14 protein-coding genes are annotated in these 16,630 nt (G+C 54.3%); all 14 read left to right on the top strand.

Annotated features, from left to right (window positions below; genetic code table 11):
• Positions 1–108 precede the first annotated feature (108 nt).
• Entirely contained in the window at positions 109–963 is an 855-nt protein-coding gene (gene ispE, locus BN3277_RS00695; protein WP_059040405.1) for a 4-(cytidine 5'-diphospho)-2-C-methyl-D-erythritol kinase, read from the top strand.
• 116 nt (positions 964–1,079) lie between these two features.
• Positions 1,080–1,916 carry a pur operon repressor gene (purR, locus tag BN3277_RS00690; protein WP_059040404.1) on the top strand — a complete coding sequence of 279 codons (837 nt, stop codon included), beginning with the start codon at positions 1,080–1,082 and terminating at the stop codon, positions 1,914–1,916.
• A 176-nt stretch (positions 1,917–2,092) separates the two neighbouring features.
• Entirely contained in the window at positions 2,093–2,377 is a 285-nt protein-coding gene (gene spoVG, locus BN3277_RS00685) for a septation regulator SpoVG (protein ID WP_036618134.1), read from the top strand.
• Positions 2,378–2,534: 157 nt separating this feature from the next.
• Positions 2,535–3,935, top strand: a complete 1,401-nt coding sequence (gene glmU / locus BN3277_RS00680; RefSeq protein ID WP_059040403.1) for a bifunctional UDP-N-acetylglucosamine diphosphorylase/glucosamine-1-phosphate N-acetyltransferase GlmU — start codon at positions 2,535–2,537, stop codon at positions 3,933–3,935.
• 101 nt (positions 3,936–4,036) lie between these two features.
• Positions 4,037–4,990 carry a ribose-phosphate diphosphokinase gene (locus tag BN3277_RS00675; RefSeq protein ID WP_059040402.1) on the top strand — a complete coding sequence of 318 codons (954 nt, stop codon included), beginning with the start codon at positions 4,037–4,039 and terminating at the stop codon, positions 4,988–4,990.
• Positions 4,991–5,622: 632 nt separating this feature from the next.
• Entirely contained in the window at positions 5,623–6,183 is a 561-nt protein-coding gene (gene pth, locus BN3277_RS00670; protein ID WP_059040401.1) for an aminoacyl-tRNA hydrolase, read from the top strand.
• Positions 6,184–6,265: 82 nt separating this feature from the next.
• Positions 6,266–6,496: an anti-sigma-F factor Fin gene (locus tag BN3277_RS00665; protein ID WP_059040400.1), complete on the top strand. Its 231-nt coding sequence runs from the start codon at positions 6,266–6,268 to the stop codon at positions 6,494–6,496.
• A gap of 164 nt (positions 6,497–6,660) precedes the next feature.
• Positions 6,661–10,185, top strand: a complete 3,525-nt coding sequence (mfd, locus tag BN3277_RS00660) for a transcription-repair coupling factor (protein ID WP_059040399.1) — start codon at positions 6,661–6,663, stop codon at positions 10,183–10,185.
• Positions 10,172–11,305, top strand: coding sequence for a peptidylprolyl isomerase (locus BN3277_RS00655; RefSeq protein ID WP_059040398.1), 1,134 nt, complete (start codon positions 10,172–10,174; stop codon positions 11,303–11,305). The genes mfd and BN3277_RS00655 overlap by 14 nt, the downstream gene beginning before the upstream one ends.
• A 305-nt stretch (positions 11,306–11,610) precedes the next feature.
• Positions 11,611–12,153, top strand: a complete 543-nt coding sequence (gene spoVT / locus BN3277_RS00650) for a stage V sporulation protein T (protein ID WP_059040397.1) — start codon at positions 11,611–11,613, stop codon at positions 12,151–12,153.
• Positions 12,154–12,359: 206 nt separating this feature from the next.
• Entirely contained in the window at positions 12,360–13,586 is a 1,227-nt protein-coding gene (locus BN3277_RS00645; RefSeq protein ID WP_232436291.1) for a polysaccharide biosynthesis protein, read from the top strand.
• A gap of 585 nt (positions 13,587–14,171) precedes the next feature.
• A complete protein-coding gene (gene yabN, locus BN3277_RS00640; RefSeq protein ID WP_059040395.1) occupies positions 14,172–15,668 on the top strand; it encodes a bifunctional methyltransferase/pyrophosphohydrolase YabN in 1,497 nt (498 codons plus the stop codon).
• A 184-nt stretch (positions 15,669–15,852) separates the two neighbouring features.
• On the top strand, positions 15,853–16,125 hold the full coding sequence (locus tag BN3277_RS00635; RefSeq protein WP_018753532.1) for an HU family DNA-binding protein: 273 nt from the start codon (positions 15,853–15,855) through the stop codon (positions 16,123–16,125).
• Positions 16,125–16,406 (top strand): RNA-binding S4 domain-containing protein, encoded by a 282-nt coding sequence (locus BN3277_RS00630; RefSeq protein WP_059040394.1) that lies wholly within the window; start codon positions 16,125–16,127, stop codon positions 16,404–16,406. Before BN3277_RS00635 ends, BN3277_RS00630 begins: the two co-directional genes overlap by 1 nt.
• Positions 16,407–16,630 lie beyond the last annotated feature (224 nt).

The raw sequence follows: 16,630 nt of genomic DNA, 5'->3' as shown, positions 1-16,630 counted from the left end.
TGTCTTTCGTACATAGACGTGGAGGCCGCGTTTATTTAAAATAAGGGAATGTGCTAAAAGACCGGATGGATGAGGAATTCCACGGAATTGCTGAGGTGGGGGAGCGCCATGAAAATTTACGAGAAAGCACCGGCCAAAATCAACTTAATGCTCGACGTGTTGCATAAGCGTCCAGACGGTTACCACGAGGTCGAGATGATCATGACCATGGTGGATCTTGCCGACCGTCTGGAAATGAGCGCCCTCCCGCGGGACACGATTATTATTTCGAGCCAGGCCGGGTATATTCCGCTGGACGAGAAGAATTTGGCGTTTCAAGCGGCGAAGCTGATCAAGGAACGATACAACGTGCGCAGCGGGGTCTATATTCACCTCGATAAGAAAATACCGGTCGCTGCCGGCCTGGCTGGAGGAAGCAGTGACGCGGCGGCTACGTTGCGGGGATTAAACCGGCTATGGGAGTTGGGCATCCCGGACGAGGAACTGAAGGAGCTGGGCTCGGAGCTTGGCTCCGATGTGCCGTTTTGCGTGACGGGCGGAACGGCACTGGCCACAGGGCGGGGTGAAGTGTTGACGCCGCTGGCAAGCCCGCCGCAGTGCTGGGTGGTGCTGGCGAAACCTCCGATTAATGTCTCAACCGCGGAGGTATATGGGCGCTTAAACGCCGAGCAGATTACCGATCACCCATCGGCCCACCGGATGCGGGAGGCGCTGGAGAAGCGCTCGTTTACGGACGTCTGCCAGGAGCTCGGCAATGTATTGGAGCAGGTGACATTGGAGCTTCACCCGGAAGTAGCCCAGCTAAAAGAAGCGATGCTGCGCTTGGGTGCGGACGGCGTGTTGATGTCCGGCAGCGGACCTACGGTGTTTGGTCTCGTCTCGAAGGAATCAAAAGTATCGCGCATTTATAACGGGTTGCGTGGGTTTTGCAAAGAAGTCTACGCCGTGCGGCTGTTGACTTGAGCTTGGCTAAGGGGATGGAAGGCAGGTACTCCTAAGCTTATTTCCAAGGCTTGGACAAATCCGTACAAAAGTGTTATAGTTTCATTAAAATATTCGGATTTAGCGAGGGGTACTTCGTGAAGAAATTAAAGAGAAGCGCTCGTTTGGTCGAAATGACCCATTACCTGTTGGCTAGACCACACCATTTGATCCCTTTGACGACCTTTGCGCAGCGGTACGGAGCGGCCAAGTCGTCGATCAGTGAGGATCTCGGCATCATTAAAGAAGTGTTTGAAGGCGAAGGCATGGGGGAATTACTGACGCTTGCCGGGGCAGCTGGCGGTGTGAAATATATTCCCCGGGTCGGGCAGGAGCAAGCGAACGTTTTTATCCGGCAGCTCTGCGAGAAGCTGGCACAGTCGGATCGGATTTTGCCGGGCGGTTATTTGTATATGTCGGATCTCTTGGGACAACCGGCGCTCATGAATGAAGCGGGGAGGCTGTTCGCGACGGCGTTTGGCGATTTGGAGATCGACTGCATCATGACCGTAGAAACGAAGGGGATCCCCCTCGCTTATGCTACTGGGGCCGAACTCAATCTGCCTGTAGTCCTGGTCCGGCGCGACCATCAAGTGACGGAAGGCTCCGCCGTCAGCATCAATTATGTCTCGGGCTCCCATAAGAGTCTGCATACGATGACGTTATCCCGACGGGCGCTGAAAGAGCGTTCCCGCGTACTGATCGTCGACGACTTTATGAAGGCGGGAGGGACGATCCAGGGCATGGTGGACCTGCTGGCCGAGTTTAACGCGGAGGTTGCCGGCGTTGGCGTCCTGGTTGAGTCCGGTGAAGTCGCCAGCGAGCAGCGTCTGCTGCATGATTACGTTTCCTTGGCGACGCTTCGAGCGGTGGATGCGAAGGAGAAAGAGATCTCCGTAGAACCAGGGAATTATTTTTCGAAATTTGGACAATAAGAACCTTGTCGAGAAATCCTCGTATTGTAAGAACTATCGACGAAACGTGTCGAAAAGCCCGTTTTATCAAAAAAAATCGTGATTTTAGGCCATTTTGTTGATCAAAAAAAAAGGATTTCCGTTTGCTATGTGGAATAATACACCAAGTCTCTGATGGAAAAAGGTGGTGAACACATATGCAAATTACGGATGTAAGACTCCGCCGAGTCAGCTCTGAGGGCAGAATGAAGGCAATCGCATCCATTACCATCGATAACGAATTTGTTGTTCATGACATTCGCGTCATCGACGGGAACAATGGGATGTTTGTAGCTATGCCTAGCAAGCGCACGCCGGACGGGGAGTTCCGGGATATCGCCCATCCGATTTCCTCCGGCACCCGCGAGAAGATTCAAGCTGCAGTCCTGGCTGAATACGAGCGTGCCGCCGACCAAGAGGAAGCGATTGAAGAAGGGGCGTAAGTCGCATTTATTTAATTTCTTGACCAATTGGGGTTCGAGGAAAAGGGAGCCATGCGTACATGGCTCCCTTTTCTTTTTGCCCTAAATGAGATATATTCAGTAATGAGTTTTAATGAGAGAGAACTACTTCTTTAAAAAAGAGAAGGAGGCCGGGGCCTTGAAGAGATTAGCGATCGTTCTTGCCGCGGGTCAAGGGAAACGGATGAAGTCCAAGCTCTATAAAGTACTTCACCCCGTTTGCGGCAAACCGATGGTCGGGCATGTGCTGAATGCGGTTCAAGAAGCGGGTTGTGAGCGCAGCATCGTGGTTGTGGGCCACGGAGCCGAAGCCGTGAAGTCTTATTTGGGCTCATCGGCGGAATACGTGTTGCAGGAGCAGCAGCTGGGAACCGGACATGCCGTCAAGCAAGCCGGGCCATTATTGGCGGGAGAAGAAGGAGTCACACTGGTTATCTGTGGCGATACCCCTTTGGTTACGGCAGAGACGCTGGAAGCGCTTTTTGACCTTCATCATCGAAAGGGAGCGGCAGCGACCGTTCTCACGGCGAAGATGGAGCAGCCGCACGGTTATGGCCGGGTGATCCGAGGCGCGAACGGAACGGTTGAACGGATCGTCGAGCAGAAGGATTGCTCACCGGAAGAAGCCGCCGTGCAGGAAATCAACACAGGCACTTATTGTTTTGATAATGCAAAATTATTTGCCGCGCTGGAGAAAGTGACCAACAAGAATGCCCAGCAGGAGTATTATCTTACCGACGTCATCGGCATCTTGGTGCAAGCGAATGAAATCGTGGAAGGTTATGCGGTAACGGACGTTCGCGAATCGATTGGCGTTAATGACCGGGTGGCCTTAGCGGAGGCGGAAGCGGTGATGCGCGAACGCATCGTGCGGGGCCATATGTTAAACGGGGTAACGGTGATTGATCCGGCTTCCACGTACATCGGGGCCGAGGTCACGATTGGGGCGGATACCGTGCTTTATCCGGGAACCGTTCTGTCCGGGAAGACGGCGATCGGTGAAGATTGCGTGTTGGGTCCGGCAGCGGAAATTGAAGATAGCGTGATCCAAGACGGCGCGAAGGTGAAACAGTCGGTGCTCAGCCGAGCAGAGGTCGGCCGGGAGACGACGGTAGGGCCTTTCGCTTATTTGCGTCCGGGGACGAAGCTTGGAGCGCATGTGAAGATCGGCGATTTCGTGGAAATCAAAAACGCGACGCTGGATGACGGCTCTAAAGTCTCACACCTCAGCTACGTCGGCGATGCCAAGGTCGGCAAGAACGTGAATATCGGCTGCGGCGCGATTACAGTGAACTATGATGGTTATAATAAGTCCATTACGGAGATCGAGGACGATGCCTTCGTTGGCAGCAACGTCAACTTGATCGCGCCGGTGAAGGTAGGCAAAGGCGCTTACGTCGTTGCCGGATCCACGATTACCCAATCGGTTCCGGAGAATGACTTGGCCATCGCCAGAACCCGGCAGGAGAACAAACCCGGTTATGCCGAGAAGATTCGCGCCCGGGCCAAAGCCAAGAAGCAAAGACAGCAGGAATCTTAACCAAGGATGCAGTGACCATTTGAATAGACGGGGTAGCTGAAAAGGCGGTTGTTCATGAAACGCCCTAACGCTATCTACACAGCACGGAGGGTTTTAATTTTATGACTTATTGTGATTCTAAATTAAAGATATTCACCTGTAACTCCAACCCGAAATTGGCTCATCAGATCGCCGATTACATCGGCATCCCGATGGGGGATTCGGAGACGACGAGCTTTAGTGACGGCGAAATTCAAGTCAAGCTGTCCGAAAGCGTCCGGGGCTGCCACGTCTACGTGGTGCAATCAACCTGCGCGCCCGTCAACGATAACTTGATGGAGCTCCTCGTCATGGTGGATGCTTTGAAAAGAGCTTCGGCCAAGAGCATCAATGTAGTTATCCCGTATTACGGTTATGCCCGCCAGGACCGGAAGGCCCGCTCGCGCGATCCGATCACGGCCAAGTTGGTCGCGAATCTGATCGAGAAGGCCGGTGCGCACCGGGTCATTACGATGGATCTCCACGCCATGCAGATTCAAGGTTTCTTCGATATCCCTGTGGATCACATGCTGGGCGTGCCGATTCTGGCCCAATATTTCCGTTCCAAGCATATCCCGAATCCGGTTGTCGTCTCGCCTGACCATGGCGGGGTGGTTCGTGCCCGCAAGCTGGCCGATTTCCTGAACGCGCCGCTGGCGATCATCGACAAGCGCCGTCCGGAGCCCAACGTCAGCGAGGTCATGAACATTATCGGGAACATCGAAGGGAAAACTGCGATCCTCGTGGACGACATTATCGATACCGCCGGTACGATTGTCCTTGGCGCTAACGCGTTGAAGGAAGGCGGGGTTGAAGAGGTGTACGCTTGCTGTACGCACCCTGTGTTGTCCGGTCCAGCGATGGAACGTCTGGAAAACTCTCCGCTGAAGGAAGTGATCGTAACCGATACGATTCCGATCATTCATCCAAACCCAACGAGCAAGCTGAAGGTGCTCTCCGTCGCTCCGCTGATGGGCGAAGCGATCATTCGCGTGCACGAGGAGCTGTCGATCAGCAAGCTGTTTGAGATCGAATAAAATGGTCACTGCCACACCAGGGGTTGCGTCCTCCCGAGCGGGGACGTAACCCCTATCGGTGTATTGGCAGCTCAAAGGCGTGTTGGTGAAAAAGGTGCTGCGCGAGTTCGTTTAGGCGTTGGCGTTGGGCGGAAGCAGGCAGCCGTGTGAAATGTTCTTACGATCGCTGTTGCTCGCGGATTTCTTGGATTGGACTGCATTCAGAAATTGTAGAAATCCGCTCACAAAGGCGAACGCTCCGCTTCTTCAGAATCATTTCACCCTCTTGCCTTAATCCGCCCAACGGAGGATTTCCAACAACAAAGCCCGCTCCGCAAACTTTCACCATAAAACAAAACCTGAGGCGACTGACTCCATTCGGGATTCTTTCCGCAAAGCCCTGCCGTGGCAGTGGGGTGAGGAGTAATAGGGGACGACGGGATCGTTGGCACTCCCCGTCGGTTAAAAGTTTAACTGGAATTTGGGCGATTTTTCGCATACAACCGGATTCCTTCAAAATTAACGGTACATTATCCAGTTAATTCGTGTGAGAAGTTAGTTGGTTTAACGAAGAACCACGCACCAGTGGCGGTATTAAGCTACTATAGAGTGTGAGGAACGCCATAGTAACCTGATTTGGAGGTACATGAACGATGAAGTGGATCGTAGGGCTCGGCAATCCGGGAGCCCAATATGAGAAAACCCGGCATAACATCGGCTTTATGGCCGTGGATGAGCTGGCGCGCCGGCATGGCGTCGAGATCAAGCAGAGCAAATGCAAGGCTTTGATCGGGGAGGGAATGCTGCCGGGCGGCAAAGTCGTGCTGATTAAGCCGATGACTTATATGAACCTGTCCGGTGAAGCCGTACGCGCTTATATGGACTACTATAAGGCATCGATTGACGACATGATCGTCGTGTACGACGATCTCGACACCGAATTGGGACGCAATCGGCTGCGGTATCAAGGTAGTGCCGGCGGGCATAACGGCATTAAGTCGATTATTCAGCATACCGGCACGCAGACGTTTAACCGAATCCGGATGGGCATTTCCCGGCCGGAGCCGGGGTTTGCGGTGGTTGATTATGTCCTGTCAGGGTTCGCGAAGAAAGAGAAGCCGCTGCTCGAGCAGTCCATTCAAGCGGCGTGTGATGCGTTGGAATACAGCTTGGACCATACGTTTGAACAAACGATGGCCAAGTTTAACGGCTAAGGTGTATAGAGCGGGCTGATAGGCTAAAAGCCGGCCTTCTGGGGCATACTGGAGACATAAAGAATCTTCAGGAGGCATATAGATGGCTATAAACTACGTTTGCCGGCACTGCCGGACGGTGATTGGTAGAATTGAAGCGCCTCAGGTCACAGAAGCCCAATTAGGCTTCCATTCCTTGACCCCCGATGAGCGGAGAGATATAATAGCGTATGATTCTAACGGGGAAATGACGGTCCGGGTGACCTGCGATTATTGCAGGGAAGCACTCGACCATAACCCAGAGCTGATGCTGCTTGCGAATCCCTTGCAGTAATCGGCTAGCTCTCAGGAACAATGGACAAAATTCACCGGAATTTACGGGTATAGAGCCTTGGCACGTTTGCTGAGGCTCCTTTTTGGTTCGGGTAAGGTGGACTTAACCATTGGCTTTAGATATAGATTGTTTTCTATCCATTAGCAGTAAGAGAGGTGCCTCATTTGCTACAAGCACTTATTCAAGCTTTTTCACGCGATACCGATTTTGCTTCGACGGTAGCGGGCGTGAACTCGGGCATGAAGGAGCAGTTGATCTCCGGCTTGTCGGGTTCATCCAGACAGGTGATGCTGGCTGCGCTGCATCAAGAAACGAACCGGCCGCTGCTCGTCGTAACCCACAATATGTTTGCCGCTCAGAAAATATATGAAGATTTACAGGAAGCGCTCTCACCAGATCAGGTGATGTTGTACCCAGCCAATGAGCTGGTTGCGGCCGAATCGGCTGTGTCCAGCCCGGAAACGCTGGCGCAGCGGATCGAGGTGCTGCTGCAATGTTCCCGGGGCTTCCGGGGCGTTGTGGTGGTGCCTTATTCCGGCATTCGCCGCTTTATCCCAACGCCGGAGGCGATGGCTGAAGCGGGACTGACGGTCCGGCTTGGGGGTACGCTGGAGCTGGAGCATTTCCTGACCCAAATGGTTGAGCTCGGTTATGAGCGGGTCGAACGGGTGGAATCCCGCGGCGAGATGAGCTTGCGCGGCGGGATCATCGACTTCTATCCACTGACAGCCTCCACGGCTTACCGGGTGGAGCTGTTTGATGATGAGGTCGATTCGATCCGAACCTTTGATCCGGCGGATCAGCGGTCGGTCGACCAGATCAAGGAAGTGTTCATTCCACCGTGCAAGGAACTGATCTCTTCGAAGGAGCGGCTGGAACAGGCGGCGCAGGCGGTGTCCGAGAAACTGGAGATTCAGCTGGACAAGATGACCGACCGTCAGGCTAAAAACCGCCTCCGCGAAGAGCTGTTCAAAGAGATGGAAATGCTGCGCGAGCATGTTTATTTTTCGGAAATCTATAAATATATTTCTTTGATTTATCCGGAGCGAAAAACGCTATACGACTACATGCCGAAGGATACGCTGCTGTTGCTCGACGAGCCGGCGCGCTTACTCGAAACGGCCAAGCAGCTGGAACGCGATGAAGCGGAATGGAATCTGCACCTGTTCCAGAATGGCAAAAGCCTTCCGGACCTGTCGCTGGCGGTGGACGTGGATCACCTGATTTACCACCGTCCATTCCAGACGTTGTTTATGTCGTTGTTCCTGCGCCAAGTGCCGCATTCCCAGCCGCAGAATATCGTAAACTTCGTGACGCGGGCGATGCAGGATTTTCACGGGCAAATGAACGTGCTGAAGGCGGAGATGGAGCGTTGGAAAAAGAGCGGAGCCCACGTCATCATGCTGGCTAGCAACGAAGAGCGCATGGATCGGATGCGGCGGGTGCTGCAGGACTATGGCATTGAGGAGCCGTCGCTGCTGCAGGGTAACCTGCAGTCTGGATTTGAGCTGCCGTCCGTCCACCTCGTCGTCATTACCGAAGGCGAGATGTTCTCCCAGAAACAACGTAAAGCGCGCCGCGTCGGCAAAAGCATGGACAATGCCGAACGGATCAAGAGCTACACCGAGCTGAAGGTGGGCGATTACGTCGTCCATCAGAATCACGGGATCGGGAAATACATGGGGATCGGCACGCTGGAGGTCGGCGGAATCCACAAGGATTACATGCATATTCTCTATGCCGGCGGCGATAAGCTGTCGGTACCGATCGAACAGATCGACATGATTCAGAAGTACGTCGGTTCCGAGGATAAGGAGCCGAAGGTCTATAAGCTGGGCGGCAACGAATGGACTCGTGTGAAAAATAAAGTCCGTTCCTCCGTACAGGACATTGCCGACGATTTGATCAAGCTGTACGCGGAGCGGCAAGCCGCGCCAGGGTATGCCTTCGAGAAGGACACTCCCGAGCAGCAGGAATTTGAGGCCATGTTCCCGTATGAGGAGACGCCGGACCAGTTGCGGGCAATCCAAGAGATCAAGAAGGATATGGAGCAAAGCCGTCCGATGGACCGCTTGCTGTGCGGCGACGTAGGGTATGGCAAGACCGAGGTTGCGATCCGCGCGGCCTTCAAGGCGGCGATCGAAGGCAAGCAGGTGGCGGTACTCGTGCCGACAACGATTTTGGCCCAGCAGCATTATGAGACGTTCCGCGAGCGGTTTGCCGGATATCCGATTAACATTCAGTCGCTAAGTCGCTTCCGCAGCCGCAAGGAGCAGAACGAAACGATTAAGGGGGTTCGTCAAGGCACGGTAGACGTCGTGATCGGAACCCACCGGATTTTGTCGCAGGATCTGGTGTTCAAGGATTTAGGCCTGTTGATCGTTGACGAAGAGCAGCGGTTTGGCGTAACGCATAAAGAGAAGCTGAAAAAGCTGAAAACGAACGTGGACGTGCTGACCCTGACGGCGACGCCGATTCCGCGGACCTTGCATATGTCGATGCTGGGCGTTCGCGACCTGTCGGTCATCGAAACGCCGCCGGAGAACCGGTTCCCGGTGCAGACCTATGTGGTTGAGCACAGCCAATCGCTCGTGCGCGAAGCGATCGAGCGCGAAATGGCGCGGGGAGGACAGATCTACTACCTGTATAACCGCGTGCAAGGCATTCAGGAAATGGCCTCGCAAATTTCGTTGCTGGTTCCTGATGCGCGTGTCGGGATTGGCCATGGCCAAATGTCGGAGCAGGAGCTGGAGAAGACGATTCTGGATTTCCTTGACGGGGAATACGACGTCCTGGTCAGCACCAGCATCATCGAGACCGGCGTCGATATTCCGAACGTCAACACGCTGATTGTTCACGATGCCGACAAAATGGGCTTGTCCCAGCTGTACCAGCTTCGCGGCCGCGTGGGACGGTCGAACCGGATCGCTTACGCTTACTTCACGTATCAACGTGACAAGTCATTAACCGAGGTCGCGGAGAAGCGGCTGCAGTCCATCAAGGAATTCACCGAGCTGGGTTCGGGCTTCAAAATCGCCATGCGCGACCTGGCCATCCGCGGCGCGGGCAATTTGCTTGGCGCGGAGCAGCACGGCTTTATCGCTTCCGTGGGTTTCGATCTGTACTCGCAGATGCTGGCCGAAGAAATCCAGAAGCGCAAAATCACGATGCTTGGCGAGACGGTCCCAGCCGAAGCGACATGGAATACAACGATCGATCTGGGGATCGATGCGTATTTACCGTCGGACTACATTTACGACAGTATTCAGAAGATCGAGATTTACAAGAAAACCGCCTCCGCTGCGTCATTTGAGGACGTAGCCGAGCTGGAGGACGAGCTGCTGGACCGGTTCGGCGAGCTGCCGGAAGCCGTGCAGAATCTCCTGGCTGTCGCCCGTGTCAAACTGTACGGGAAGCAGTATGGCATCGAGTCGCTGACGCTGCGAGGCGAGGAAGTGACGATCAAATTCTACGAAGGTCGGGAAAAGGTCGTCGTTCCAAGCAAGCTCGCGGAAGTTGGCAATCTGTTCGGAAGACGTGTACAATTTAGTCAAGGATCCGTGATGCTCATCCGGATTAAAACCAAGGGAATGGACGACAAAGAATTGATGGGCTTGTTGGAGCAGTTTCTCGGAGCCCTGAAGGATGCGTTCAAAGCGAAAGGGGAACTACAGGATGTTTCAAAGTAAAAGGCGCTCATGGAGAACGCTGCTGATCGCACTCGTGGCGGTATTGGCTTTCTCCGTCATGGCGGGATGCGGTAAAAAAGAAGCAAGCTCGGGAGGGAACGATACGAGTAAGGTCATCGCAACGTACGAAGGCGGCGAAATTACAGAGAACGAGTGGGACCGCGAGCAGCGGATCGTACTGGCGCTTCAGCCGCAAATGGAACAGTTCATGCAAATGGAGGATTTCCGCCAGTATTTGATCAAGCAGGAGATCGCTTATGAATACCTTGAAACCAAAGCCGACGACAAGACCAAGGAAGCCGGCAAGAAGAAGGCGGAAGAGCAGTTTGACCTGATGAAATCCTCGTACGGCGAGGACAACTTCAAGCAAATGCTGGACGCTCAGAAGCTGACCGAAGCGGAGTTCAAGAACTACATGGTGCGGATTTATACCGTGATGGAAGGCGAACGGCTGAAGATCTCCGAGGACGACGTGAAGAAGGAATTTGAAGCGACGAAGCAGGATTATACGACGGCTTCGGTCCGTCATATCCTGATCAACTTCACCGATCCGGACGGCAAAGAGCGTACCTCTGAGGACGCTTTGAAGCTGGCGAAGGATGTCAAAGCTAAGTTGGACAAGGGTGAGGATTTCGCCACTTTGGCGAAAGAGTACTCCGAAGACCCAGGCTCCAAGGATAACGGCGGTTTGTACGAAAACGTGGAGGTCAGCAATTGGGTAGAAGCTTTTAAGCAAGCTGCCTTGACCCAACCGGTGAACGAAATCGGTGATCCGGTAGAGACCGAATACGGCTACCACATTATTCGTGTGGAATCTCGGACCGAGAAGAAATTTGAAGATTTGACCCAAGAGCAGAAAGACATGATCCAAACGACGTTGGCCTCCAACAAATTGGACGAGTTCATGTCGGGTGATCTGGAGAAGAAGATCATCAAGAAAATCGAATTGCCTAAAGTGGAAACCAACACGGGCGAAAACGACACGGATGCAGGCACCAATGCGGGGAACGGAACGAACGCCGGGACCGACGCAGGGACCAATGCCGGTACGGAAGGGTCCGGCAACGCCGGAAACGCTGGAACAAACGGCAACGGGGCTGGGAACGATACGAACAAATAAGCAGAACAAGGAAGCAGCGCGGGAGTTCCGCGCTGTTTTTTTGCGAGGACATTTTTACCTATACGCGGCAAGGGGTTAAAAATCATGGTTCATTATGATGAATAAGGTGTTCGCCCGGGATGAATACTATGGTCATAATCACAGAACAAGCCATCCCTGTCCCCACCTTCGGCCGCTCGTTTTGGCGAAGCTCATGGCGCATACACTGTGTAAGCCGCAGATTACGTATAAAGTCCGAATAGGTGAAGCTTAAGGAAATTCAAGCCGTAGTTCAAAACTTCTAAGAAAGCGGGGCATCAAGTGAAATGAAAGCTACTGGTATTGTACGCCGTATCGATGATCTGGGCCGTGTTGTTATCCCTAAGGAAATTCGCCGCACGCTGCGAATTCGGGAAGGAGATCCGCTCGAAATTTTTGTGGACCGGGATGGAGAAGTGATTCTGAAGAAATATTCGCCGATCGGCGAGCTGGGTGATTTCGCCAAGGAGTATGCGGAGTCGTTGTATGAAAGCACCAGTCATATTACCTTAATCTCCGACCGAGATACGATTATTGCTGTGGCGGGGGCTTCTAAGAAAGAATATCTGGAAAAGCAAATCAGTTCGCTGCTGGAGAGCAGTATGGATGGCCGTAAAATCATTATGGAAGCGGAGTCGGGGTCCTACGAAATCACAAAGGATCATCCGGAGAACCTCTCCTCGTTCGTTATCGCGCCGATTATTGCCGGCGGAGATCCGATCGGAACGGTGGTGCTCGTCAACAAAGACGATTCCGTAAAAATGTCCGATTTGGAATCGAAAATGGCCGAAACGGCGGCTGGTTTTCTGGCTAAACAGATGGAGCAATAGAACCATAGGCAACAAGTATGGCGCATGGAGGAACTTACACACACCCGCTGTTTGGGGCGGACTTGGTCCGGCCGAAACTTTCGAGGGATGTGTAAGTTTTTTGCGTTTCACCCGGGGGGAAATGGCGGCAGCCCCTTGTTTCGTCATATAATGGAACCTGTTAGTTGATGCAATAGGTCATTATTGATGAAGCAAAGTAGGTTGCCATGATGGAAACGAAGGAAAGCTTGTCCTCGAAGCTGCTGAAGGGGGCGGCCGTGCTAAGCGCGGCGGCGTTGGTCACCAAGCTGCTGGGGATGCTGCAGAAGATTCCGCTGCAAAATATCGGAGGAGACGGCGTATTTGGCATTTATAATACGGTATATCCTTTTTATACGCTTTTGATTACGCTCACGACATCCGGCTTTCAGGCAGCGGTGGCCAAATTCGTGGCGGAACGCCAGGCGCCCAGTCTGGAACGGGAACGAGGCGAGGTGCTGCGACTGGCGTCGGCCGCAATGCTGGTCTTGGGGGTTGCCTTTGCGGGGCTGCTTTATTTTGGGGCGCCGTTTCTGGCGCAACTGATCGGCAGCCGGCTGTTGATCCCGGCTTTTCGCGGGGCGGCGCCGGCGTTGCTGCTCGTCCCGGTGGCGGCGGCGCTGCGGGGGTACTTTCAGGGACATCAAAGGATGACGCCTACCGCGGTTTCCCAGGTGTTGGAGCAGGCGGTCCGCGTCACGGTGATGATCGTTCTGCTGTTAGGGTTAAGCCGGATTGGGGCCGGAGAGGCGGAGCTCGCCGGCGGGGCGCTTATCGGCTCCTCGGCCGGAGCGGCCGCGGGTCTTGGGGGGATGTTGTTGTATTGGCGGAGGGAGAAGAGCGCACGGAAACAGGTACTGTCCGCTTACGGAGAAGGGATGCAGCGTGCAAATGTGGATCAGCTGTCGCAGCGGAAACGTCGCAGGCAGCTTCTGCCTACGTTGCTGAAGGATGCGGTGCCGATTAGCTTTGCCGCGCTGGCGGTTCCGTTAATCAGCTTGGTGGACACGTTTACGTTGCCGCGCCTGCTCTCTGCCCACGGCGAGGAGCTGCGTATCATGGCACAAGTGGGGGTTTACAACCGGGGGATCCCGCTGGTGCAGCTGGTGACGATGCTGGCGACCTCGTTGTCGGTGTTGTTCATCCCGTCGATGGCCGAGCTGCAGATGAAGGGAGACGCCGGGGCGATCCGGCGGCAGGTGCAGGTGGCTTTGCGCTGGTTTTGGTTGATCGGCCTGGCGGCTTCGCTGGGCCTGGCCTTGTTGGCTGCGCCCATCAACGTGATGCTGTACGAGGATGCGGCGGGGGCGGCCACCTTGGCTTGGGGGGCCTGGACAGCGGCGCCCGGCGCGCTGGTGGCGGTCACGAGCGCCCTGCTTCAGGGCCGGCTCTTTTTCACATCTAGAAGGGTATAAGAGACAGCACCAAAGCGGGGGACGGAAAGAACGCCGGGGCCGGCGCAGGGGCCAAAGCCGGGGCGGGAGGGGGCGGCAACGCCCGGAAAGCCGGGAAAAACAGCCTGCTCGGCGTGCTGCTGGGCGCAGCGGTGTTTGCCGCAGCCGTGCTGCGCACACGGCTGCTTAGCGCGGCAGAGCTGAGCGCCCTGCCGCGGGTGGGCCCGAAGCTGCTGACGCTGCTTCGGAAGCTGCGGCTGCTGCCGTAGCGTTGCTTTGGCTCGGCTCGGCAGCCGAATTTCAATTTCGCCCCCGGCAGTGATATAGTAAGAGGAGCAAGCTGCGGCGCGGAAAGCCGAGTCCCTAACGGACCGAAGCGCCGTTATTCCAGCGAAGTCTACCGTTTTCGGTCTTGTAACGGACCCCGGGGACCTTATTTGGCCCGGATGTGCTCGTATCGGACCATTTTGGGGGAAATAGCGGCTTTGCTGTCCGTTAGAAGAGAGAACGGCAATATTTCTGACAAATAAGGTCCTTTGGGTCCGTTAGCTAAAAAGGAACCGGATCGATGGACAAGTAGAACCCACAGGGAGTGAAGCCATTACCATGAGCGCAACCATTACGGTGGTCGGCCTCGGCTCGGGGGACCCCGACCGGCTGACCTTAGGCAGCCTGAAACGGCTGCAGGAAGCGGGCGAACGTTACGTCCGGACGAAGGACCATCCGGTCGTGGCTTGGCTGGAGCAGACGGGCGTCGAGTTCACCTCGTTTGACGAGGTTTATGAAGCAAAGGACGATTTCCCCTCCGTCTACGAGGAGATTGTCACCCGGCTGTTAGCACGGGCCGAAGCGGGCGGAGACGGGACGCATCTCGTTTACGCAGTTCCCGGGCACCCGCAGGTCGCCGAGGCGACGGTGAAGCTGCTGCGGGAGCGTTGTCCAGAGCGAGGTATTCCGCTCGACATCCTTGGCGGGGAGAGCTTCCTGGATGAGGCTTTTGTTCGCCTGGGTTTTGATCCAATCGAAGGCTTCCTGCTGCTGGACGCTTCGGAGGTCCGTGGGGAAGCGATCGATCCGAGACGGCATACCCTGATCGGGCAAGTGTACGACCAGCTGACCGCTTCGGAAGTGAAGCTGGGATTAATGGAGCTGCTGCCCGATGATTATCAAGTTGTTGTGGGACATGCTCTGGGCGTCGAAGGACAGGAACGAATCGAGCGGGTGCCGCTGTTTGAGCTGGACCGCCTCGATGGTTACGGTAACCTATCCCTCGTTTATGTGCCGGCCAGTGAGGACGAATCGCTTCGCATCCGCAGCTTCCAGCGGCTTCATGAGATTGTGTCGATATTGCGCAGTCCCGGCGGTTGTCCGTGGGACCGTGAGCAAACGCACGAGTCGATCCGCAAGAATCTCATCGAAGAAACCTACGAGGTGCTGGAGACGATCGATGACGATGATCCCGATCATATGCGCGAGGAGCTTGGCGATCTGCTGCTGCAGATCATGCTCCACTCCCAAATGGAGGAGGAGACCGGCGCTTTTACGGTGTATGATGTCATCCAGGAGCTGAATGAGAAGCTGATTTACCGCCATCCGCATGTCTTTGGCAATTTGAACGCCGAGGATGCCGAAGCTGCGTTGAACAACTGGGAAGCGATGAAAGCCGAAGAGAAGAAGCGCAAAGGCCTCGAACCCGAGCGCCAATCGGCGATCAGCGGGGTGCCGCGTGACTTGCCGGCTTTGATGAAGGCATACAAGCTCCAGAAAAAAGCGGCTAAGGCCGGATTCGACTGGGAGGACATCGACGGGGTCTGGACCAAGCTGGAGGAAGAAATTCGCGAGCTGAAGGAAGCCGTAACGCAAAAGCAAGATCCCGAAGCGCAGGAGTTGGAGCTGGGCGATGTGCTATTCTCGGTGGTAAATGCAGCCCGCTATATCGGGGCCGATCCCGAACAAGCCCTGTCGCGGACGATCCGCAAATTTACGCAGCGGTTCCATTATGTCGAAGAGCGACTCCGCGAACAGGGGAAGACGCCCGTCGACAGTACGTTAGCGGAAATGGACGTTTTATGGAATGAAGCTAAGTCGAAAGAACGGGAATGATGGGAGAAAAGGCCTAAATTTCGGGTTTTTTGCGAAAAAAACAAAAAAAAAGTTCCTAACAGTGCAGGATTTTTCATTTCAAGCAAGAATACTCATAAAAAGATAACCAAATGGCGCAGGACAGGCCTAGAGCCTGTAGTGCCAAGGTATCACCTATTTCTTTTATTATTGGGAGGCATTATTAATGAACAAAACAGATCTGATCAACAACATTTCCAGCAAAAGCGGTTTGACTAAAAAAGACGTTGAATCCGTATTGAACGGTTTCCTCGGCGAAATCACTGAAGCCCTTGCTGGTGGCGACAAAGTCCAATTGATCGGTTTCGGTACGTTCGAAACTCGTAAACGTTCCGGTCGTACGGGCCGCAACCCACAAACCGGCAAAACTATCGAAATCCCGGCTTCCAATGTACCGGCATTCAAAGCGGGCAACAAACTTAAAGAAGCTGTAAAATAATGCGTCTAGATAAATTCCTGAAGGTATCGCGGTTAATCAAGCGGCGCACGGTGGCCAAGGACGTCTCCGAACAAGGCAGAGTTCTAATCAATGGGCGCGAATCCAAACCGAGCAGTACCGTCAAGGTGGGCGATGAAATCACGGTTCAATTCGGCCAAAAGCTGGTGACCGTCCGCGTCGAACGCCTGGTCGAAACGACTCGCAAGGATGAAGCAGCGACCATGTATACCTTAATCAAGGAAGAGCCGATCGCGAAGGATACCGGTTTGGACTGGTCCTGAAATCGTGAAGCTCAAGAGCATGTTCCGTTTTCTCGGGACATGCTCTTTTTTTAACCCTATGGGGGTGTAAAAAATATCCTAGCCAAACTGTGAATTCATGGTAATATAGTAAATACACTTACTAACGTTTTCGATAAGCATACATCTGCTTCTTAGAAAACACCTCTGATTTAACCTCATGTCGAAATCATTCGACGCTGCGCACGCGGCACACATCTACGAAC

The sequence above is a fragment of the Paenibacillus rubinfantis genome (genome assembly GCF_001486505.1).
Taxonomy (GTDB): Bacteria; Bacillota; Bacilli; order Paenibacillales; family Paenibacillaceae; genus Fontibacillus; species Fontibacillus rubinfantis.
This window is presented reverse-complemented; position numbering and strand designations above follow the sequence as displayed.